Raw genomic sequence first — 21,080 nt, 5'->3', positions numbered from 1 at the left:
AAGAGCGGCCACGCCCGCAGATGGCGTGCGATCCCGCCGTCCGCCTCGCTAGCGGCCGCCGGCGATGAGGCCGGCAATGGTGAACCAATCTTCACCTGCCGACTGCGGCTTGTCGAAGCCGACGTCGATGTACCAGCCCGGCTCGTCCTGGAACGCGATGCCGGGAATGGCGGCGCGGGTGCCGTGCATGAGCTGCATGTCGATGACGCTGAAGGCGTAGATGAACATGCGCGGCTCGTCGTACTCGTAGGCGACCTTCGGGTTGGGACGCTTGGATGTGCGGATGCTCTGCATCACGACCTTCCAGAGCTGACCTGCGTGGTCGTAGAGGTCCGAATAGATGATGAAGTAGGTTTCCTTGTCGACGTAGATGACGCGCTTGGAGTAGGCGTAGTTGGAGACCTTCGGCGTGCCTTCGATGATGTAGACGCTCGGGCGCTTTTCCCAGTTCTCGCAGAACGTCATGCCGCCGTCCTTCTTGCACGGCTCGGGAGGCAGGCGCACGCCGTGGAGGGAGGCGAGCATCGGCTTCTCGCCGATGAACTTCCAGTCGAACCACGGGATCTGGCCGGCATAGCCGCCGTAGCTGTCGACGTCGATGTCCTGGCCGAACAGCGCGTCGCTTCGCTGCGCGCTCGACATGCGCCGCACGCGCCGCACGAACGGCAGATACAGCCACGTGTCATCCTGGCGCACCAGGTCCAGATACCGGTAGCTGATGCCGCCGACGCCCTTGAGGTCGAAAGGCTCGATCAGCGGATACAGGCCCGACTTGCGGAAGGTCTGATCGTTGTTCGGCGTCAGCACCGGCGCCGGCGGATGGTGGATGCGACCCGTGTACTGCAGCACGCGCAGCCAGTCCGCGACGAAATGACGCTCGACCTGGTAATGCCGGTTGCCCTTGGCGTCGACGTAGAGCGAGCCGGTGTCGGCGTCGACGAGATGGAGGTTGAGATCGTCGGTGAAGTAATGCGTGTCCTGAAAATTGTACATGATCTTGGGCGCCGCCTTCGGGTCGTCGGGATCGACGACGGGAAAGGGACGCCCCGCCACCCAATTGTTCAGGACGTTGCGATCATCCAGGGAGCACTGCGCCGAGTACTTCTCCGTGGCCTGCTGATACGCGGACGGGAGCGGGATCTTCTCGTACGGCACGATCGTCAGATCCATGCCGTTGTTGACCGCCCACAGCACGCCCGGTGACACCAGCTCGGTCACCTTGGTGGAGTTGGACTTCTCGATGATCTCGCCGGGTGTGACGTCGGCAACGGCGCCGCGCGCCGCACCCAAGGCGAGCATGATCGCGATGCAGAGTGCGCGTGCTCGCACGGCGGATCAGCCTTGCTCCGACTGCACCGCCGGCTCGGTCGCCGCCGGCGCCGCGCTCTCCTCCTCCGCCCCTCCTTCGAGCATGCCGCCGAGCGGCCGTACGACCACCGTGATCGTCGCGGAAATGTCCTGGCCCACGCGGACCGGCACGGGGAATTCGCCGATCTCCTTGATCGGCTCGCGCAGCTCGATGCGTCGCCGGTCGATCTCGAAGCCCTTTTCGACCAGCAGGCGATGGACGTCCTGGTTCGTCACCGAGCCGAACAGCTTACCGCCGCGCCCCGCACGTGCCTCGATCTCGACCTTGAGGCCCTTGAGGGAGCCGGCGAGCCGCTCGTAGGTTCCACGCTCGCGCTGCTTCTTGATCTCGATCAGCTTCTTCTGATGCTCGAGCTGAGCCAGGCTGCGGCGATCGGCCACGACCGCCATCCCGCGAGGGAGCAGGTAGTTACGCGCATAACCGGGGCGGACCTTGACGACGTCGCCGATGATGCCCAGCTCGGGCACGTCTTCGCGCAGAATCACTTCCATGGAATCAGTCTCCTCAGCCGGCGCTGTACGGCAGCAGGGCCACGTTGCGGGCGCGCTTGATGGCCACAGTCAGCCGGCGCTGATGCTTGGCGCAGGTTCCGGTGGTGCGGCTCGGCACGATGCGGCCGCGCTCGCTGACGAACGTCTCCAGAATCTCCGACCACTTGTAGTCGAGGTTCAGCGACTTGTCCGCGCAGAACCGGCAGACGCGCCGCCGTCCGCGTCCACGCCCGAAGCGGCCACGCGGGCGCCTCTCGCGATCCCCGCCACGGCCCTCGCCGCCTCGATCTCCGCCGCGCTCTCCACGGCCGCCGTCGCGGCCGCCTCTTCCTTCCGTCTTGTCGTCCATCGGATCTCCCCTCATTCCTCTGCGGCGCCGGCGGCGCCTTCGTCTTCGGCGGCCACTGCGACGTCCTCGTCGGCGACCGGCTCGGTCTCATCCAGGCCGGCGCGCATCTCGTGCAACGGTACGTCGCGCCGGTCGCCGTAGTCGCGCTGGACTCGAGGCTCGGGCAGGCCGGTGTGCTCCTGCTGGACGCTGACGAACCGCAGGACGCCCTCGATGATGCGAAGGTTGCGCTCGAGCTCCTTCACCACCGGCGGCTCGGCCTGATACTCCAACAGAAAGTATCTGCCCTGCGCGTTCTTGTGAATCGGATACGCCAGGTCGCGCACCCCCCAGTCGCGACTCGCGTCGAGGGTACCCCCTCCGTTTCGGATGATGGTCTCGAACCGCGAGACCAGCTTTCCGGTCTCTTCACCGAGACCGGAGTTCAACACGACCAATGTTTCGTACGGACGCATATCGAACGTCTTCCTCTTGCTGGGGCGCCGGTCACCGCGCCAGGAGCGGCGCGATCACGAGCGCGATCATCGACATCATGGGAACCATCAGATCCATCACGGCGCCTGCACAGCCGCTCTCCGGCGACCGCGCCTGCGCCGGTTCGGCGACATCTTCGGCGGCTCGGTTCGTCAGCACCAGCACGGCGCCTGCGACCAATGAGCCGACCAGCATCCCTGCCGCCGCCTCGCTGCCAATGGCCAGGGCGATGACGAGCACCGCCGTCATCAGTGCCGCCGTTGCCAGCGAAGGCGCCTGACCGAGCCGGCCCGAGGCTGCACTGACGATGGCAGCGCCTGCCAGCGCGCCCGCCAGTACATGCGGGTCATCGAGCAGCACGCGCAGCGAGCCGCCGCGGCCTGGCGCGCCTGCGGCCGAGCGCTGGAAGGCGAGGAAAAATGCCACCGCCGTGACGACGGCCGAGGCGGAGGCAAGGCCAGCGTGGACGCGCGGGCAAGCTGCGGCGGCCTGCGCAGCGCTGCGGCGCGCGTCTTCTCCGGCATCGGCGGCGACGAGGATGCCTTCGGCACGGGTCGCAACGCCGCGGCTTACCAAAAAAGCCAGTGTCGTGCCGGCAGTGACCATGGTGCCGAGCGCGGCCATCGCGATGCCGTAGGCGCCGGCCAGCGCGTGACAGCCCAGCACGAGAACCGCCAACGCCAGCAGCGACAGCCAGCCCCCAGGCATGCCCCGGCCGACCGCCGCATCCGAAGTCGCAGCGCGAACCTGGCCAACGGCAACGCCGCCGGCCATGCCCACGACGAGAGCACACCACACCGAAAAGGCGATGTCGGTGGCCGCCGTCAGCAGCAGCGAGACGAGCGCGAATACCGATGCCGCCAATGCGCCGGTTCTGCGCGAGCCCGACGCCGCGGCGCCGAGCAACGGCCTGCAAGCGACCGCTACCATCAGGCCCAGCATCGCCAGCACGACGGGATAGCTCATCAGCTGCGCCTGCAGCACCAGTGGCTCGGAAAGCCCGCTGGCGAGCCCGTAAAGCTCTTTGGGCGTGCTCGTTGCCGCCAGCACGACGGCAATGACGATCGCCGACGAGTAGCCGGCAAATCCGGCGGCCGCTGCGCTCCAGGCCGACGGCGCTGCCGAAAGACCCGTCGCGATCATCGAGCCGGGCGCATCGCCCGTCGCCCGGACGGGCGCGATCGCGGAGGCCGCCATCACCGCTGCCCCCAGGGCGAAGGCTGCGAGCACCGCGACATCCGAGGGATGTCCGAAGAACCAGTGGAGCACGGCGATGGCGACGAGCGAGATCGCCACCGTCGAGACGGCCGCCGCCGAGCCCGCTGCTGCTGCGATGCGCGTGGCCGCGTCGCTGCCGACCCCGCGAGCCGCTTCGGCCGCTCGCGCCGCGCCACATCGGGCGGCGGTGCTGGCACGCTCACCGGCCACGACGGTCAGCAGCGCGCCGAGCGCATAGGCAAAGGCATCGTCGAGGCCGATGAAGACAAGACAGATCACGAAGAACGCGGCCGCGCTTATCGCGGCGCGACCGCGCAACGCCGCCACGTTCGACCGGTCGGCGTCCGCGAGGGCCTCGGCCGCGGTCTGCAATGAAGAATCGCCCGCCGGCTCCTCGCGCAGCACCGACAGCGCCCTCGCGTTCCAGAACAGCGCAAGGATGCCCGCCAGCGGCGTCAGATAGAGGAGCAGAGTCAGCATGCGCTCGCTCAGGAGGCGGCCAGCTGCGGCGGAACGGGCGCGCGGTTGAAGATCTCCATCGCTGCGCGAATTCCGGTGCGCACGATCGATTCGATGGCGTCGGCGGCCATTGCCACAGCCCTGGCGGCAGCCTCGCTCTCCGCTGCCGTGAATCGCGACAGGACGTGATCGATCGTGGCGACGCCGGCGGGCGGGCGTCCGATGCCCACCCGCAGTCGCGCGAAGTCCTCGCTGCCGAGCTCGGCCACCAGCGAGGCCACGCCCCGATGTCCGCCCGTGCTGCCGCCCTGGCGGATGCGCAGGCGGCCGAGCGGCAGGTCCAGGTCGTCGTAGACGGCCAGAAGGCGGTCCGGCCGCAGAGCGAGGGCCTGCAGCGCTTCGGCCGCACTGCGGCCGCTCCGGTTCATGTAGGTCTGGGGCTTCATCACGAACACCTCGGAACGGCAGATGCTCAGCACTGCCGTCAGCGCCCCGAACTCGGGACGCCGGATGTGGGTGTCAAATCTGGCAGCCAGAACGTCGACGACTTCGAAGCCGACGTTGTGCCGCGTGCCGACGTATTCCTCTCCCGGATTGCCGAGTCCAACGACGCACAGCTTCGCCGGGTCGGCTTCCGGCACGCCTCAGCTCGCGGCGGCTGCAGCCTCCGCAGCCGGGGCCGCGGCAGCTTCGGTGCCCTCCGCCGGCGTCGGCGCAGCCTCCACCGTCGGCGCAGCAACCGTGACGATCGTGAAGTTCTCGGTGAACACCGCCTCCACGCCGGCCGGCATCACCAGGTCCGCCACGTGCAGAGAGTCGTGGACGCCGAGCGGCGTCACGTCCACGTCGACCTGCTCGGGAAGGTTGGCCGGCAGCGCCCGAACGTCGATCTCGCGCACGATCGGCTGCAGGATCCCGCCGTCGATGATGCCCTTGGCCTTGCCGACGAAAGCCAGGGCCACGCGCGTCGTGACCGGCTTGTTCTCGTCGATGCGCAGGAAGTCCACGTGCAGCGGCTTGCCCGTCACCGGATGCGTCTGGATCTCGTGGATCAACGCCAGGCGCTGATCGAGCGCCCCTTCGCTGCTGCGGAAGCGGATGAGGTGCGCGCCGCGGCCGCTCAGCCCGCTGCGCGAGAACTCGTGCGCGTCCACCTTGACGCTGACGGTTCCCGATCCGGCACCGTAGCAAACGCCGGGCAGCGCGCCGCTACGGCGAAGGGTCTTGGTCTTCTCGGCGTTATCGCGACGACTGACATTGAGCTCGATGCTTCGCATGATTCCTTCCTCGGTGGACCATTGCTCCTACTGGAACAGGGAGCTGATCGATTCTTCCTGATGCGTGCGCAGGATGGCCTCGGCCATGAGGTCGGCGACCGAGACGATCCGGATCTTGGGATTGCCGACGACTTCCTCGCGCGGCGCGATGGTGTCGGTGACGATGACGGTATCGAGCCGCGAGTCGCTGATGCGCTGGACCGCGGGGCCCGACAGAACGCCGTGCGTCGTGCAGGCGATGACCCTCTTTGCGCCGGCATCGATGCAGGCGGCGGCCGCGGTGCAGATCGTGCCGGCGGTGTCGATCATGTCGTCGATGAGCACCGCGGCGCAGCCCGAGACGTCGCCGATGATGCGCATCTCCTCGACCGCATTGGCTCGCACGCGCCGCTTGTCGATGATGGCCAGCGTCGCCTCGAGCCGCTTGGCATAGGCTCGCGCGCGCTCGACGCCGCCGGCATCCGGCGAAACCACGGCCATGGGCATGTCTCCGACGGCGCGCGAGATGTGCGGCAGCAGCACCGGATTGGAGTAGAGGTTGTCGACGGGAACGTTGAAGAAGCCCTGGATCTGCCCCGCGTGCAGCTCCATCGTCATCACGCGCATGGCACCGGCCGTCACGATCAGATCGGCCACGAGCTTGGCGCTTATCGGCACGCGCGGGGAGACCTTGCGATCCTGGCGGGCGTAGCCGTAGTAGGGCACGACTGCCGTCACGCGCTTCGCCGACGCGCGTTTGAGCGCGTCCAGCATCAGCAGCAGCTCCATGATGTGGTCGTTGCCCGGCATGGACGTGGACTGAACCACGAAGACGTCGGCGCCGCGCACGTTGTCGTGGATCTCGACGAAGATCTCGCCGTCGCTGAAACGCCTGATCTCTGCGCGCCCGCGCTTGGCGCCGAGCTTGGCGCAGATGGAATCGGCGAGCGCCACACTGGCGTTGCCGGCAAAGACCTGAAGCGAGTTCATCTCAGCTACATCATTGCGCCGTCGGCGCTCCCTGCATCCCTGCGCGCGGCCGTCTGGTCCGCGCGGCCCCCCTGCACTTCCGGCGAGTCTTCCTGCTGCCTCTCGATGAGAGCTGGGCGGGAAGGATTCGAACCTTCGGATGCCGGTACCAAAAACCGGTGCCTTACCACTTGGCGACCGCCCATCAATCGGTTCAACCGCGGTTTCGACCACGGTTTTCGAGCGCGGCTGCGAGTGCGGACTGCGGGCGCGGAGCGCTGCGCAGGATCCTGGCGGCATAGGCCTTGTCGGGCGGCGCGAAGCTCGAAGCGGCCGCTTTCGCTGCGGCCATGTCGTCGAACCAGCCCACCACGGCCGACCCGCTGCCCGACAGCACCGTGGCTCGTGCGCCGAGACGGGCAAGCCGCTCGCGGCAGACCCGAACCTCCGGCACGGCACGTTCGATGCCCACACCGAAGTCGTTGAAAAACCAAGAGTCGACGGCGTCGAGCCGGCGCGGCAAGGGCGGGAGCCTAGAGACCGACCTGCCCGAAGTCAAACCAGGAAGCGCCGTTCGATAGGCCCATCCCGTGTCCACGCGCGAGGGCGGGACCACGATCGCCAGCGCGCCCTCGGGCACGCCGGCGACGAGGCTCAAGCGCTCGCCGATGCCGCGGGCGCGCGCCGGTCTGCAGGTGAGGAAGAAGGGGACATCGGCCCCCAGCCGCAGTGCCATCGCGCGCAGCGTTGCCGCCGGCAGCCGCCGTCCCAGCAGGCGCGGCAGCACACGCAGGACAGCCGCGGCATCGCTGCTCCCGCCGCCGAGGCCGGCACCGAACGGCACGTTCTTGCGAAGCCGGATCGCGACGCGGCAGCGGACGCCCAGATGCTCGAGCATCGCAGCGGCCGCGCGCGCCGCCAGGTTGGAGGCGCCGCCCGCAACGCGCTCGGCGCCGGAGACGCGGCACGAGATCGCGCGGCGCCGCGAAGGATTTACCTGGATCGTCAGCTCGTCGTAGAGCGAGACGGCGAACATCAGCGAGTCCAGCTCGTGATAGCCGTCGGGTCTCCTGCCGAGCACGCGAAGGTAGAGATTGACCTTGGCCGGAGCACGCACGAAGGCTGCACCTGACGATGCTGGCATGCTCACCGCGGCAGTTTGACGGTCGTAGGGTCGCGTGACAACCAGGATGCGTGCTCGCTCGAACCTCGCTTGCCATCGAGCTCACGCGGCGCGCCGGCGCCTACATCGCCGCTGCGATGGGCGGGCATCGCGCAGTCGAATTCAAATCCGCGGTGGACCTGGTCACGGAGATCGATCGCGGCGCGCAGTCCATCATCATCGACGGCATCGCGCGATCGTTTCCGGACGACGCCATCGTGGCCGAGGAAGACGTCGGCCAGCGTGCCAGCGACGGTCCCTGCTGGTACGTGGATCCGCTCGACGGCACCACCAACTTCGTGCACCGGCTGCCCCACTTCGCCGTGTCGGTTGCCTATCTGGAGCACGGCCGGCCGCAGGCCGCCGCGGTCTACGACCCGTGCAAGGACGAGATGTTCACCGCCGAGCGCGGCGGCGGCGCGTTCTGCAACGGAAGGGCCCTCCAAGTGTCGGCGACGCAGGCGCTGGCGCAATCACTGCTCGTCACCGGCTTTCCCTACGACCGGCGCGAGCACATCGATGCCTATCTCGACTACCTCCGCCTCTTCATCCTGCGCGCCCAGGACGTGCGCCGCTACGGCTCGGCCAGCCTCGATCTCTGCTACGTTGCCGCCGGCCGATTCGATGGCTTCTGGGAGTGGAAGCTGCAGCCCTGGGACACGGCGGCCGGATGGCTGGTGGTCGAGGAGGCGGGCGGATCGGTCAGCGATTTTGACGCCGGACAGTACGATGCCTGGCTTCCGCGCATCCTGGCCACCAACGGCCACATCCATTCCCAGGCCGTGGCGGTCCTTGGCGAGTTGTCGGCACGGACACAGGTTCTGAGCGCACCATAGCCAACGCGCCCGGCTTTCAGTTGCATGGGGAGGCGGGTAAGGAGACCGGCGTCGGCTGCAGCCATGCGGCCATCGCGGGCCCTCGTAGCTCAGGTGGATAGAGCACCGGCCTCCGGAGCCGGGTGCACAGGTTCGAGTCCTGTCGAGGGCACCATTTCTTCTTTGCCACATCCGCGGCCCCTCCGGGCTGCGTTCATGCGATTTGCCCTGTCGGGTCGGTTGACTTGCGGGCCCCGCATTCGATAGGGTCAGTCGATTACGCACCGCGCCGCGATCTCATTTCTGCGGCCGGTCGTCGAGGAGTTGCGAATGGAGGTACGTGTCGAGGGCTCGCTGGAGCGCGCAATGCGTGTTCTCAAGAAGAAGCTGGCTGCCGAGGGCGTCTTCAAGGAGATGAAGGTTCGCGCGTTCTACGAGAAGCCGAGCGTTCGTCGGAAGCGAAAGCGGCAGGAGGCCGAGCGCAAGCGTCGCAAGGCGCTGCGTCGCGCGCAGAGGCAGAACGCCTGAGACCGCACCGCCGGGGGCCGCGGGTCCTGCTACGTCCGGCGCCTCCGGAGCCGGAAAGGGACCGGCGGTTTCCTTGACCGACTGGGGGTCGTGCGGTAGCTTCCCGCTCAGCGGGGTCCAGCCGAGTTGTCTACGCGTCGCAGCCCGCGCGCGTGGCAACATCTCCCCGACTCGACTTGGGTTGTGAAGGACGCTGTGGAGATGGAGTTCCCCAAGTGCATGAAGTGCGGAGACGGTCACCTGGTGCCGCTTTCCGACTATGGGACCGACGGCGCCTCCGTTCTCTACAAGGCCTGGGTCTGCATCAATCCCGACTGCGGTTTCTCCCTTCGCATCGACAAAGGTCAGGTCACGTACGGAAAGAAGCTCGAGCAGCCTCGCTGAGGCTGACCGTCTTCGCCGCTAGCGACGGAATCTCGGCCGCCCGCTAGTCTGCCGCTGCGCTCGTCGCGGCGGCGCTCGAACATTTCCCGAGAGCAGCACGAGCAGGAAGATGTCGGAACCGAAGTCGAAGAATATCGTTTGGCACCAGACCACCGTAACGCGCGACGAGCGCGAGCAGATCAATGGCCACCGTGGATGCACGGTATGGCTGACCGGCCTTTCCGGCTCGGGCAAATCGACCCTGGCCAACCTCCTCGAGAAGGCGCTGTGGGAGCGCGGCGTGCGCTCCTTCGTCCTCGATGGCGACAACGTTCGGCACGGTCTGAACAAGGACCTCGGGTTCTCGCCCAAGGATCGCACCGAAAACATCCGCCGCATCGGCGAGGTGGCCGCGCTGTTCACCGACGCCGGGGTCGTCAACATCACGGCCTTCATCTCGCCGTACCGCGCCGACCGGGAGATCGCCCGCAAGGCCGCACCCGAAGGCCGATTCATCGAGGTCTACGTGCAATGCGACCTGGACGAGTGCGAGCGGCGCGATCCGAAGAACCTCTACAAGAAGGCCCGGGCCGGGGAGATTCCGGAGTTCACGGGAATCTCCGCGCCGTATGAAGCGCCCGAGGCAGCCGAGCTGATCATCAACACTGCCGGCAAGACGCCCGAGGAGAACCTGCGCGAGATCGTCGCGTACCTCGAGAGCAGCGGCTTCATTCCGCGCGCGTAGCAGGAAGGTCGGGCACCGTTCCGGCGCGGCTGCCAGCGGTGCCCGATCCCTCATTCCGGCGTGACGTAGGCGGCGGCGATGCCGCCATCGACGAGGAACGTCGTGCCGGTCACATAGGATGATTCGTCGGAGGCCAGGAACACCACTGCTTCGGCGATCTCCTCGGCCTTTCCCAGGCGGCCCATCGGGATGTGCACCATCCTTCTCTGGCGCGCCGCCGGGTCCTTGAGCAGCTCGGCCAGCAACGGCGTGTCGATCGGCCCCGGACACAGGGCATTGGCGCGGATGCCCTTGCGCGCCCATTCCACCGCCAGCTCGCGCGTCAACGCCAGCACGCCGCCCTTGCTGGCCGTATACGCGCTCTGCGAAACCGCTGCTCCCAGCACCGCGACGAACGATGCCGTGTTGATGATCGAGCCACCGCCGCTTCGCAGCAGCGCCGGAACGGCATGCTTGCAGCCCAGGAAGACGCCCTTGAGGTTGACATCGATGACGAGGTTCCAGATCGCCTCCTCGGTATCGAGAACCGAGCCATCGTCGTCATGGAAGACGCCGGCGTTGTTGAACATCACGTGAAGCGCGCCGTAAGCCTGCTCCGCGAACGCCACGAGCGCCGCCACCTGCTCGCTCACGCGCACGTCCACCTCGAAAGCCTGCGCCTTGCCGCCGCGCGCGACGATCTCCTGCGCCGCGGCGCTGGCCGGCTCCATGCGGTTGTCGGCCACGACCACCTTGGCGCCTTCGCGCGCCATCGCCATGGCGGTGGCCTTGCCGATGCCGCCGCCGCCCCCGGTCACGATCGCCACTTTGCCGGCCAGCCGATCCATCATGCACCTCCTGCAACCGATCGCTGCTCGCGCCGCAGCGCCGCCGCGCGCGCGAATGCGTCGAAAATCGCCTGCTGACGCAGACTCGAAGCCGCGCCGAGCTCCGGATGCCACTGCACGGCCAGCATCCAGCCGCGTGCGTTCTCCAGCTCCAGCGCTTCGACGACGCCGTCTTCCGCGTGCGCCGTCGCCGTCAGGCCCCGCCCCAGCCGGTCCACGCACTGGTGATGCCACGAGTGCACCTCCAGCACCTCGGCCCCGACGACCTCGGCCAGCAACGAACGCTCGGCGATGATCGCGCAGTGTCCGACCGGGCTGCGCGGAACAGCGCGGTGCGCCACGGCCTCGCCGTACCTTTCGGGCAGATGCGCGACCAGCGTCCCGCCAAGCGCGACATTGACGATCTGCAGGCCGCGGCAGATGGCCAGCAGCGGAAGGCCGCTTTCCATGGCCTCGCGCGCCAGGTCGAGCTCGAACCGATCGCGCACCGGATCGACGAAGTAATTGGTCTCGTGCCAATCGGCACCGTAGATGGACGGATCGATGTCGCCACCGCCCGTCAGCACCAGACCGTCGAGCCGATCCAGCGCGTCGGCTCCGTGCGGCACCATCAACACCGGCGAGGCGTCTGCGCGAGCGAGCGCATCGATGTAGTCGCGCGGAAGCGAGTACAACGCGGTATCGCTGCCAGCGGGCGTGTACGTTGTGATTCCGACGGCCGGTCTTCCCATCCTCATCCTCATCCCCTCTCCAGAAAACGCCGCCGCTCCCATGTCGTCACGACACGCGCGAACTTCTGCAGCTCGATCTCGGCGAAGTGTGCATAGTGGTCGACGACAGCGTCCCCGAGGACGCTGCGTACCCAGGCGCTGGATCGGAACTCGCGCAGCGCTTCTTCGAGGCTCAGAGGCACGCAGGGGAGCTCGCCTGCCTGGTACGCGTCGCCGCGGAATTGCGCGGGCGGCTCGACGCGCCGCTCGATGCCGTCGAGGCCTGCCGCCAGCGCGATGGCCATGACGAGATAGGGGTTGGCGTCGCCGCCTGGGACTCGACACTCCGCTCGCAGCGAGCTGCCGCTGCCGACCAGGCGGAAGCCCACGGTGCGGTTGTCATAGGACCAGGCGATGCGTGTGGGCGCGAAGCTGCCGGCTACGTAACGCTTGTACGAGTTCACGTTGGGCGCGAACAGCAACATGCACTCGCGGGCGTGCGTCAGCAGCCCGCCCAGATACCAGCGGAAGGCATCCGAGGCGGCGACGTCGGAACCCGGAAGCGGGCTGTCGCCGGCGAAAACGGGTCTATCGTCGTCCTTGCTCCACAGGCTCATGTGCAGGTGGAAGCTGTTGCCGGCCAGTGCCTCGTCGAACTTGGCCATGAAAGTCAGCGCATGCCCGTGGGCGGCCGCGATCTGTTTGGCCGCTTCCTTGTAGAGCGCATGCCGGTCGGCCATCTCGAGCACCTCGCCGTATCGAAGGTTGATCTCGTGCTGGCCCGGGCCCCACTCGCCCTTGCTGAACTCGACAGGAACCGCCGACGCGTCCATGGCTCGGCGAATCGCGCCGACGATCGGCTCTTCACGCGCGCCCTGCAGGATGTGGTAGTCCTCGACGTAGCGCCCGAACGGCGTCAGGCCCGCGAAATATTTTCCATCGGCTTCCTCGTAGCTCTCGCGCAACAGGAAGAACTCCAGTTCCGACCCTGCCTTGGCCACGAAGCCCATCGCGGCCGCGCGCTCGCGCTGGCGCTGCAGGATGGTTCGCGGCGCAACCGCCACCGGCTGATGATCGTGCTCGTCGAACAAGTCGCAGAAGACGACGGCGGTGCGCTCGAGCCAGCCGGCACGACGGAGCGTCGCGAGATCCGGCCGCGCGAGGATGTCGCCGTAGCCGCGTTGCCAGGACGCGAACTCGTAGCCTGCCACCGGGTCCATCTCCATGTCGCATGCCAGCAGGTAGTCGCAGCAGTGCATGCCGTCGGCGGCCGTCTCCTCCAGGAAGAAATGGCCGGTGATGCGCTTGCCCACCAGGCGTCCGTATAGGTCCGGGAAGACGGTCATGACGGTGTCGATCTCACCGGACCGGATCAGCCGCTCGAGTTCGGACAGGGAAAGCCTTCCTGAAGCTGCATCGGTCATGATCGTCTCCCTTGGATCCCTGCCTGTCGGCCGCGGCTCCCGCCGGCGCCAGGCCGCTAGTGTAGCGGCAAGGACGGCGGCGCGCAGATTTTCCCATGGGCAATGAGCAGCCGCCGCTGCCCGCCCGGTTGAATAACGGCGTGCCGGTGGGTATCAAATGAGCACGAGGCCTCAACGGACGGCCTGTGGTGGACCCTTCGATCAACCCAAACCCCAACGCATCGGATCGCGACTGGAGGACCTTTATGAAGAAGTCGATCGCTCTGACCACGACCGCGGCGCTGCTCCTTTCCTGCAGCCTCGGCGCAGCCCCCGCCCTCGCCGGCTCCATCACCGGCAAGGTCAAGTTCGAGGGCACACCTCCGGAGCGTCGCAAGATCCAGATGACCGCCGACCCCGTCTGCGACAAGCTCAATCCCGAAGGACGGCAGGGCGAGGTGATGGTCATCGGCGCGGACGGCGGCATTCAGAATGTCATCGTCCACGTCAAAGAGGGCCTGCCGGCAGACAAGAAGTTCGATACGCCAACGACGTCCGTCGTGCTGGATCAGAAGGGCTGCATGTACACGCCGCACGTGCTGACGGCGCAGGTCGACCAGGTCGTCGAGATCAAGAACAGCGACGCCACGCTGCACAACGTGCACGCGCTGCCCACCAAAAGCCCGCAATTCAACAACGCCATGCCCATCCAGAACCAGGTCATCAAGAAGAAGTTCTCGACCCCGGAGATGCCGGTGCACGTCAAGTGCGACGTTCACCCGTGGATGTCCGCCTACATCGGCGTCTTCACGCACCCGTTCCATGCGGTGACGGCAGCCGACGGCTCCTTCACGATCGACAACGTTCCGGCGGGCAACTACACGGTGGAGGCCTGGCATGAGAACCTCGGCACCAAGACCGCCAGCGTCACCGTGGCCGACGGCGCCGCCACAGCCGACTTCTCGTTCGCTGGCAAGTAACCTACCCTCGCGCTAAGGTCCGAGCCCGCCCTCCAGCCATGGAGGGCGGGCTTTTTCGTTTTGGAGCTCCCTTCCTTTGGGACGACTTTCCCTCCTAGAAACCGCGATCTGGGCGAGCACCGCAGCCGTTGCGCTCGCCATCGCCGTCTGGAGCGCGACCTCTCCCGGCTCCCTGCCCGGCGTGCCATCGGCGGACGCGCCGGTTGCGGCGCCGACCGAACGCCTGTGGCCAGTGCTGGCAGCCGCGCTGCTGGCCGCCGTCAGCGTCGCCGTGCTCATCGGTAGCATCCATGTCCCGTGAAGATGTCCGCCCGAGCGTCCATCGAACCGCACGGATAGGCGTTGCCGCGGCTTTCGTGCTGATCGTGGCCGGCGGCCTCGTGACCAGCCGGGACGCAGGGCTGGCGGTCCCGGACTGGCCGCTCGCCTACGGCGAACTCAACCCCCCTGGCTGGTGGCGCATCGAAAACGTGCGTACGGAGCACCTGCATCGCATCATCGCGTTTCTGGTCGCGTCCTGGACCGCCTTTCTGCTCTGGCAGGTCTGGCGCCATCCCGACACGCTGACCCGGCGCCTGGGCTTCGCTGCGGCGGCGCTGGTTCTGGTGCAGGCATTGCTCGGCGGACTGCGGGTCCTGCATCTGTCCCTGGACCTTGCCATGGTGCATGGCCTGGTCGGACAGATGTATTTCGCTTCGATGATCGCCGTGGCCACGGTGACGGCGCCCGGCTGGTCTGATGCCCGCGAGCCCGTGGCCGCAACGGACCGGACGCTGGCGGCAATGCTGCTGGCAGCCGTCGTGGCGCAACTCGGCCTCGGCATCTTCATCCGGCACCTGGGCGTGTCGGTGCGTCCGCTCGCCGGCAGCGCCCTCTACTACTCGCACGTCGTTCTGGCCGGCCTCGTCCTGTGTCTGGTGCTGGAGCTGCGGCGGCGCGCGCAGGCGCTGAGCGAGGAGGTGGAGCTGCCGTGCACGCGGCTGCTGGTGTCGCTGATGGCCGTGCAGATCGTGCTCGGGATCGGCTCCTTCATCGTCACGGAGTCCATGGAGTACGACCGTCAGGCGACCGTGCTCGAGGCCTGGCTGCCGACCCTGCACGTGGCGTGCGGCGCGGCCATTCTGGGTGCGACCGTCGTCCTCAACCTTCACGCCGCGCGCAGCGCGCTCGGCGTGCGGCCGCTTCCCGCCACCGCTCCCGAGCGAGGGCTGGCGGCATGAGAAGCGCCTCTACGCCGCTGCGCGCGAGCCGTTCGGCGGCGGTCGATCGATCGCAGGTCTATCTCGAGCTGACCAAGCCGCGCATCACGCTGATGGTGCTGCTGACGGTCGCCGTCGGGTTCTTCGCCGCGCACGCGGCCAACGCACCGCTCATGCTCGTGCACGTCCTCATCGGAACCGCTCTTTCGTGCTCGGGATCGGGTGCTCTCAATCAATATCTGGAGCGCGAGACGGACGAGTCCATGGACCGCACGCGCTTCCGTCCGCTGCCGGCGCGGCGCGTGTCGGCAACGGCAGCCATGGCACTCGGCGCGGCGCTCTCCATCGGCGGCGTCGTCTATCTTGCCGTGACGGTCAATCTGCTGTCGGCCGTTCTCAATGCCGTCACGGTGGCGACGTACCTGTTCGTCTACACGCCGATGAAGCGGCTCACGCCCCTGTCGACGCTGGCCGGCGCGGTCCCGGGGGCGCTGCCGCCGGTGATCGGCTGGACCGCGGCCACCGGCGAGATCGGCGCCGGCGCGGCGGTCCTGTTCGCGATCCTGTTCCTGTGGCAGATCCCTCACTTCCTGGCCATCGGCTGGATGTATCGCGATGACTACGCACGCGGCGGCTTTCCGATGCTGGTCGTGGTCGACGGGAGCGGCGATGCAACGGCGCGCCAGATGGTCGTGTATTCGCTGGCGCTGATTCCGGTCTCGCTGCTGCTGACGGCCGCCGGCGCTGCAGGCAGCTTCTACTTCTGGTGCGCGCTGGCGGCAGGCCTCTTCTATTTTCGCGCCAGCCTGGTGGCTGCGCGCGAGCGCACGGCGACAGCGGCGCGGCGCCTGCTGCTGTGCTCGGTGATCTACCAGCCGGCGTTGTTTGCCGCGTTATTCGTGGAGCGCGCATGGTGGAGCGTTGCCCGATGACCGCTGCCGTCACCGTTGCGGGTCTCGGTCACAGCTACGGCGCACATCGGGCACTCACCGACGTCAGCTTCGAGGTCGCACCCGGAGAGATCTTCGGGCTGCTCGGGCCCAACGGCGGGGGCAAGACGACGCTGTTTCGCATCCTGGCCACGCTTCTGCCCGTCAGCGAGGGCCGAGTCTCGGTGGCCGGCATCGATCTGGCCCGCGACATCACGGCCGTGCGCCGCGCCATCGGAGTGGTGTTCCAGTCGCCGAGCCTGGACGTCAAGCTGACCGTGCGCGAGAACCTGACACACCACGGGCGTCTCTACGGTCTGCGAGGAAGCCAGCTGCAGGCAGCCATTGATGCCGCACTGGCGCGCCTCGGCCTCTCCGACCGCACGGCTGCGATCGTCGAGACCTTGTCGGGCGGACTCAAGCGCCGCGTCGAGCTCGCCAAGGGCCTGCTCTCGGCCCCATCGATCCTCATCCTGGACGAGCCATCGACGGGTCTCGACCCCGGCGCGCGGCGCGATCTGTGGTCGTACCTCGCCGACCTGCGCGCCCGCAGCGGCACCACAGTGCTGGTGACGACGCATCTGATGGAAGAGGCCGAACGATGCGATCGCCTCGGAATTCTCGACCACGGCAGACTGGTGTCGTCGGGCACGCCCGATGCGCTACGCCGCAAGATCGGCGGCGACGTGCTGACGATCAAGACGCCCGATCCGGCCGGGCTTCGCGCGGAGCTGCTCGAGCGTTTCGGTCATGACTCGATCACCGTTGATGGAACGGTGCGCCTGGAGCGGCCGGACGCTCATCTGCTGATCCGTCAGATCTACGAGGCGATCCCTGACCGCATCGAGTCCATCAGCCTCGGCCATCCCACGCTCGAGGACGTTTTCATTCACGAGACCGGCCACCGCTTCTGGAGCGAATGACGTCGTGACCACCAGCTTCTCCACAGCCGTCTACACGCTCGCCCAGCGCGAGGTCGTGCGCTTCCTGCGCCAGCGCAACCGCGTCTTTGGCGCGCTCGCGCAGCCGGTGCTCTTCTGGCTCATCTTCGGTGCCGGCCTGAGCGCGTCCTTCCGCGCCGGCAGCCAGGCCCAGGTAGGCTACAGCGAGTACTTCTTTCCCGGCGTCGTGGCGATGATCCTGCTGTTCACCGCCATCTTCGCGACCATCTCGATCATAGACGACCGCAACAGCGGGTTCCTGCAGGGCGTGCTGGTGGCGCCGGTGCCGACCTCCGCCATCGTCCTCGGCAAGATCGCCGGCACGGCAACGCTCGCCGTCGGGCAGGCGCTCGTGGTCTGCATCCTTGCGCCGCTGGCAGGGATGTCGGTGGAAGTTTCCGGGATCATCGCAGCAATCCCGGTTATGGTGGTGCTGTCGGTTGCGCTGGCGGGCCTGGGAATGCTGATCGCGTGGCGCATGGATTCCACGCAAGGCTTTCACGCCATCATGACGTCGGTGCTCATGCCGATGTGGCTGCTCTCGGGGGCATTCTTTCCAGCGGAGGGTACGCCCTGGTGGCTGGCCTGGATCATCGCGATCAACCCGCTGACCTACGGGGTGGCCGCGCTTCGTCATGCGCTGTATCTCGGACAGACGCCGGCAACGGCAGCGCTGCCGTCGATCGCCACATGCTGGATCGCCACGCTGCTCTTCGCCGGCGCTAGCGTCCTGGCATCGGTGCGCGTGGCATCCGACCGCACCGGCACCAGCGTCCCGTGACCACGCCGGCCCGACCCTCGTCGCTGCACATCGCGCGCATCACGCGCGGCGCGATGATTGGCGCCGGCGCTGCGCTGGCGGCCCTTGGCCTGTTCGTTCTGGTGCGGCCGGCGCCTTCGCTGCCCATCATCGCGCACGTTCCTGATTTTCGCCTCGTCGATCAGAGCGGCGGCCCGATATCGCGATCGGACCTTGTCGGGCGGCCGTGGGTCGCCAGCTTCGTCTACACGACCTGCCCCGGTCCATGCCCGGTGGTGGTCGAGAAGCTCAAGGCGATTCGGCGTGACGTGCCGCCGCAGGAGCTGGCCCTCGTTTCGTTCAGTGTCGATCCGCAGAATGACACCCCAGAAGCGCTGGCCGCCTATGCGGCGCGCCACGGAATCGACCGCTCGGAGGGCTGGCACCTTGTCACGGGTCCGACGGACGAGGTCCTGGGGCTGATCCGAAAAGGCTTCCTTTCGAGCGTCGGCACCGCCAGCGAACTGCTCGGCCCCGATGCCGGCAAGGACGAGCTGGAGGCGGTCCTGGAGCGCGAAGGCGCGGTCGTGCACAGCATCCGTCTGATCCTCGTCGACGGGCGCGGCGACATCCGCGGCGTCTATGCCAGCGACGATCCGGAGCAGCTCGCGCGCCTTCGATCCGACCTTCGGCGCGTCGGCGCATGATCGGCGGCCAGTCCGCGCGCCACGCGGCGACGGCGCGTGCCGCCGCAACAACAATTCGTTGACTGTACCCGTCTTTCGTTGCCTACTTGTGGACCGGCTTCCTGGCCGGTGGGCTGGGGGCGAAGAATCCATTATGCGACACAGGATGAGAGCCGACCGACGGCTGCATACCCGTCTGCGCGCAACCGTGCTGGCGGTAGCCACCGCGCTCGGTGCGACGGGGAGCGCGAACGCGGAGTGCAGCGCGATCATCCCGGCCAGCGTGCAGATGGATCCCGGCAGTCGCGTGCTGTTCTACGGCGACAGCATCACGGTCGGCATCCTGGGAACGCCGTATCATTACGCCGCGCTCGTGCGCCATCTTCTGGCCGCCGCCTACTGCGACTTCGAGCTGCTCGAAATCGAAGCCATCGGCCAGCGCGGCTCGCACTACATCCGCTACGCGCGCCGCATCGGCCGCGACCTTCTCAGCTCCGAGATTCCCTACGACTGGGTCATGTTCCAGGACTCCGGGCGTGCGCTGAGGCTGGCATTCGAGAACGACCCCGACTCTCCGCGCAGCTTCCCCGTCGCCGTCCAGGCCACCATCGACCAAGCCCGGCTCGCCGCACCCTCGCTGAGCATAATGCTGGCCTCGACGCCGCCGCTCGACCACGCGCACGCTACCGCCAGCTGGGAAGTGCGCTACGAGCGGGTCAACGACTTCGTCGACCACAACATGGTCCTCGAAGACATCGCCGCCACCGGCGGTCATACGATCGTGGATTGGGCTGGCGACGCGTGCCGAGCCTACTCGCAGGCGCCGGATGCAGAGTGGACGAAGGACGGCGTGCACCCGCAGGCTCTCGGCGAAGTGCTGTTCGCGCTGTCCATCGTGCGCGCGCTCGGCGTCCCGCGGGCGGATTTGCAGCTCGACGACCTGACCCAGTTCCACCCGATGCTCGACGAGACCACCGTCTCGACGGTCGCGAACTGGATCTACGGTTCCGATCCTTCCTGCGATTGAACGTTCGCGCTCGACGGGCCCGCGGCGCCGTGCCGCGGGCCCCGTCGACCGGACATCAGGAGCTTTGCGACGACATCGCCTGCGCCAGGATCCGTGAGGTGCTCTCGCGCATGATGCGCGGATCGACCGGCTTTCCTTCCATCAGCGTCTGACGCACCTGCTTGCCCGAGATGAACACCGGCTGCTCGCCCTTGTGCTCGTCCATGAGGTCGACGCGGCCGACCGATTCGTAGTAGGCCGCGAATCCGACCTTGAGCGGCTTGATCTGCAGGTCGCCCTTGAGGTTGTCGAAAATTTCCTGCGCGTCGAAGTCACCCCAGATCGGCGTGCCGTCGTGGAAGGGCGCGTCGGCATGCTTGCGGCCGATGATGATGTCGCTGAAGCCGTAGTTCTGGCGATAGATGGCGTGCATGATCGCCTCTCGCGGGCCTGCGTAGAACATCTTGATGTCCAGACCGAGAAGGATCACACGGTCCGGCACCTGCTCGCCGCGCGGGCCCCAGAGCTTCGGATCGCTGTCGCCCTCGCCGATGCCTCGGGACTCGATGAGCGCTTCATAGGTATGCATGCGAACGACCGCATTGACGTCGTCGCCCTTGGTCTCGCCGATGAGCGGATTGAGGCAGGCGCCGGCATTGTGGCCCTGGCGGATGAGCTGCTCGAGGCCGTAGACGAGCGCGTACTCGTGCGCGCGGTGCAGCGGATTGCGCGTCTGGAACGCAACCACGCGATCCCATCCGTGTGCGCGCAGCAGTGCCCGCGTCTCCAGCGGCGACAGGATGTGGCGTCCGAGCACCGGGTGCTTCGGCTGCGGCAGCACGGCGATGGTGCCGCCGATCAGGTGCGTCTTGTCCGCGTCGCCCTTGAGCACCATGTCGGCGCCAGGATGGTCGGTGCGCTCGGTGCCGTACACCTTGGCGATGTAGCGCATTTTGTCCCACTCGAAGATGTCCTCGACCTCGAGCGTGGCCACGATGGCGCCCGAGCCATTCGTCAGAGCGACCTTCTGCCCCACCGACAGCCGGCGCGCCATCTCGGAGGTCACGGGCAGCGAGAGGGGGATCGTCCACGCATACAGCTTGCCGTCGTGCTCGATGACCATCTCGTCGAGCACGCGGTTGTAGACGCTCGAGCACATCGGCCCGCGCAGCGGCGTCAGGGCCCCATCCCCGAAACGATAGACGGTGGAGAGATCGGCATCCGATACGGGCACCCGAACCAGGCTCTGCGCCTCGGCGAGAACGGCGGCGCGCTGCGCCTCGGGAACATCACAGGACAACGGTTCGGCAAACCCGCCATGGGCGGGAACGAGATCGGGCATCGATGGAACTCCTCTTCGGTTCGCTTGCAGTAACACGCGCGGGAGGCGCGGAAACGCGCCGCAAGTACGCGGATGAACCGACGTTCCTTGCCAGCAAAGGGGGCGGAAGACAACCCGGCG

Annotated in this window: 24 protein-coding genes, 2 tRNA genes and 1 pseudogene; 13 read left to right on the top strand and 14 right to left on the bottom strand. The window is 67.4% G+C overall.

The annotated features are described in order from the left end of the window. Positions 1-48 precede the first annotated feature (48 nt). The 10 genes and pseudogenes from VEC57_00575 to ispE all read right to left on the bottom strand — a co-directional run bounded on the left by VEC57_00575 (position 49) and on the right by ispE (position 7,702). The gene (locus tag VEC57_00575) at positions 49-1,329 is read right to left on the bottom strand and encodes a DUF1329 domain-containing protein (protein HYB97606.1); all 1,281 of its coding nucleotides are present in this window, start codon (positions 1,327-1,329) and stop codon (positions 49-51) included. 6 nt (positions 1,330-1,335) lie between these two features. Further along, positions 1,336-1,860 carry a 50S ribosomal protein L9 gene (gene rplI, locus VEC57_00570; GenBank protein ID HYB97605.1) on the bottom strand — a complete coding sequence of 175 codons (525 nt, stop codon included), beginning with the start codon at positions 1,858-1,860 and terminating at the stop codon, positions 1,336-1,338. A gap of 13 nt (positions 1,861-1,873) precedes the next feature. Continuing rightward, positions 1,874-2,077 (bottom strand): annotated as a pseudogene (rpsR, locus tag VEC57_00565) (30S ribosomal protein S18). 143 nt (positions 2,078-2,220) lie between these two features. Further along, positions 2,221-2,664: a 30S ribosomal protein S6 gene (gene rpsF, locus VEC57_00560; GenBank protein HYB97604.1), complete on the bottom strand. Its 444-nt coding sequence runs from the start codon at positions 2,662-2,664 to the stop codon at positions 2,221-2,223. Between the two features lie 31 nt (positions 2,665-2,695). Further along, complete coding sequence (locus VEC57_00555) at positions 2,696-4,381, bottom strand: sodium/proton-translocating pyrophosphatase (protein ID HYB97603.1); 1,686 nt, start codon at positions 4,379-4,381, stop codon at positions 2,696-2,698. Between the two features lie 8 nt (positions 4,382-4,389). Further along, positions 4,390-5,001: an aminoacyl-tRNA hydrolase gene (gene pth, locus VEC57_00550; GenBank protein HYB97602.1), complete on the bottom strand. Its 612-nt coding sequence runs from the start codon at positions 4,999-5,001 to the stop codon at positions 4,390-4,392. Between the two features lie 3 nt (positions 5,002-5,004). Then, positions 5,005-5,637, bottom strand: coding sequence for a 50S ribosomal protein L25 (locus VEC57_00545; protein HYB97601.1), 633 nt, complete (start codon positions 5,635-5,637; stop codon positions 5,005-5,007). Positions 5,638-5,664: 27 nt separating this feature from the next. Then, entirely contained in the window at positions 5,665-6,606 is a 942-nt protein-coding gene (locus tag VEC57_00540; GenBank protein HYB97600.1) for a ribose-phosphate pyrophosphokinase, read from the bottom strand. Positions 6,607-6,718: 112 nt separating this feature from the next. After that, positions 6,719-6,790: transfer RNA gene (locus VEC57_00535), tRNA-Gln, on the bottom strand. A 9-nt stretch (positions 6,791-6,799) separates the two neighbouring features. Beyond that, positions 6,800-7,702, bottom strand: a complete 903-nt coding sequence (gene ispE, locus VEC57_00530) for a 4-(cytidine 5'-diphospho)-2-C-methyl-D-erythritol kinase (protein HYB97599.1) — start codon at positions 7,700-7,702, stop codon at positions 6,800-6,802. Between the two features lie 77 nt (positions 7,703-7,779). On the opposite strand from ispE, the gene VEC57_00525 reads away from it, so the two are divergent. The 5 genes from VEC57_00525 to cysC all read left to right on the top strand — a co-directional run bounded on the left by VEC57_00525 (position 7,780) and on the right by cysC (position 10,198). Next, entirely contained in the window at positions 7,780-8,583 is an 804-nt protein-coding gene (locus VEC57_00525; protein HYB97598.1) for an inositol monophosphatase family protein, read from the top strand. A gap of 78 nt (positions 8,584-8,661) precedes the next feature. Further along, positions 8,662-8,737: transfer RNA gene (locus VEC57_00520), tRNA-Arg, on the top strand. Between the two features lie 155 nt (positions 8,738-8,892). Beyond that, positions 8,893-9,090, top strand: coding sequence for a 30S ribosomal protein S21 (gene rpsU / locus VEC57_00515; GenBank protein HYB97597.1), 198 nt, complete (start codon positions 8,893-8,895; stop codon positions 9,088-9,090). Between the two features lie 183 nt (positions 9,091-9,273). Then, entirely contained in the window at positions 9,274-9,474 is a 201-nt protein-coding gene (locus VEC57_00510) for a hypothetical protein (GenBank protein ID HYB97596.1), read from the top strand. 109 nt (positions 9,475-9,583) lie between these two features. Beyond that, positions 9,584-10,198: an adenylyl-sulfate kinase gene (gene cysC, locus VEC57_00505; GenBank protein ID HYB97595.1), complete on the top strand. Its 615-nt coding sequence runs from the start codon at positions 9,584-9,586 to the stop codon at positions 10,196-10,198. A 50-nt stretch (positions 10,199-10,248) separates the two neighbouring features. Here cysC and VEC57_00500 read toward each other — a convergent pair whose 3' ends face one another. Genes VEC57_00500 through VEC57_00490 form a run of 3 tightly spaced genes read right to left on the bottom strand, consistent with a single transcriptional unit; the run spans position 10,249 to position 13,159 of the window. Next, positions 10,249-11,028: a glucose 1-dehydrogenase gene (locus tag VEC57_00500; protein ID HYB97594.1), complete on the bottom strand. Its 780-nt coding sequence runs from the start codon at positions 11,026-11,028 to the stop codon at positions 10,249-10,251. Beyond that, entirely contained in the window at positions 11,025-11,756 is a 732-nt protein-coding gene (locus tag VEC57_00495; protein HYB97593.1) for a gamma-glutamyl-gamma-aminobutyrate hydrolase family protein, read from the bottom strand. Before VEC57_00495 ends, VEC57_00500 begins: the two co-directional genes overlap by 4 nt. Before the next feature lie 8 nt (positions 11,757-11,764). Continuing rightward, positions 11,765-13,159 carry a glutamine synthetase family protein gene (locus tag VEC57_00490; GenBank protein ID HYB97592.1) on the bottom strand — a complete coding sequence of 465 codons (1,395 nt, stop codon included), beginning with the start codon at positions 13,157-13,159 and terminating at the stop codon, positions 11,765-11,767. A gap of 245 nt (positions 13,160-13,404) precedes the next feature. On the opposite strand from VEC57_00490, the gene VEC57_00485 reads away from it, so the two are divergent. From VEC57_00485 to VEC57_00450, 8 genes are all read left to right on the top strand, one after another. After that, the gene (locus VEC57_00485; GenBank protein ID HYB97591.1) at positions 13,405-14,118 is read left to right on the top strand and encodes a carboxypeptidase regulatory-like domain-containing protein; all 714 of its coding nucleotides are present in this window, start codon (positions 13,405-13,407) and stop codon (positions 14,116-14,118) included. Between the two features lie 76 nt (positions 14,119-14,194). After that, positions 14,195-14,419 (top strand): hypothetical protein, encoded by a 225-nt coding sequence (locus VEC57_00480; protein ID HYB97590.1) that lies wholly within the window; start codon positions 14,195-14,197, stop codon positions 14,417-14,419. Beyond that, entirely contained in the window at positions 14,409-15,338 is a 930-nt protein-coding gene (locus VEC57_00475) for a COX15/CtaA family protein (GenBank protein ID HYB97589.1), read from the top strand. The genes VEC57_00480 and VEC57_00475 overlap by 11 nt, the downstream gene beginning before the upstream one ends. After that, on the top strand, positions 15,335-16,249 hold the full coding sequence (gene cyoE, locus VEC57_00470; protein HYB97588.1) for a heme o synthase: 915 nt from the start codon (positions 15,335-15,337) through the stop codon (positions 16,247-16,249). Before VEC57_00475 ends, cyoE begins: the two co-directional genes overlap by 4 nt. Then, positions 16,246-17,169, top strand: a complete 924-nt coding sequence (locus VEC57_00465; protein HYB97587.1) for an ABC transporter ATP-binding protein — start codon at positions 16,246-16,248, stop codon at positions 17,167-17,169. The genes cyoE and VEC57_00465 overlap by 4 nt, the downstream gene beginning before the upstream one ends. Before the next feature lie 4 nt (positions 17,170-17,173). Next, positions 17,174-17,968 carry an ABC transporter permease gene (locus VEC57_00460; protein ID HYB97586.1) on the top strand — a complete coding sequence of 265 codons (795 nt, stop codon included), beginning with the start codon at positions 17,174-17,176 and terminating at the stop codon, positions 17,966-17,968. Further along, on the top strand, positions 17,965-18,633 hold the full coding sequence (locus tag VEC57_00455; protein ID HYB97585.1) for an SCO family protein: 669 nt from the start codon (positions 17,965-17,967) through the stop codon (positions 18,631-18,633). Before VEC57_00460 ends, VEC57_00455 begins: the two co-directional genes overlap by 4 nt. A 145-nt stretch (positions 18,634-18,778) precedes the next feature. Next, complete coding sequence (locus tag VEC57_00450; protein ID HYB97584.1) at positions 18,779-19,639, top strand: GDSL-type esterase/lipase family protein; 861 nt, start codon at positions 18,779-18,781, stop codon at positions 19,637-19,639. 55 nt (positions 19,640-19,694) lie between these two features. Here the strand turns inward: VEC57_00450 and VEC57_00445 are convergent, their stop codons facing one another. Next, the gene (locus tag VEC57_00445) at positions 19,695-20,960 is read right to left on the bottom strand and encodes a hypothetical protein (protein ID HYB97583.1); all 1,266 of its coding nucleotides are present in this window, start codon (positions 20,958-20,960) and stop codon (positions 19,695-19,697) included. Positions 20,961-21,080 lie beyond the last annotated feature (120 nt).

Source organism: Candidatus Limnocylindrales bacterium (genome assembly GCA_035626395.1).
In the GTDB taxonomy this organism is placed as follows: Bacteria; Desulfobacterota; Binatia; order UBA1149; family CAITLU01; genus DASPNH01.
Note: the sequence above shows the minus strand (reverse complement) of the source record. Positions and strands in the feature narration are given on the sequence as shown.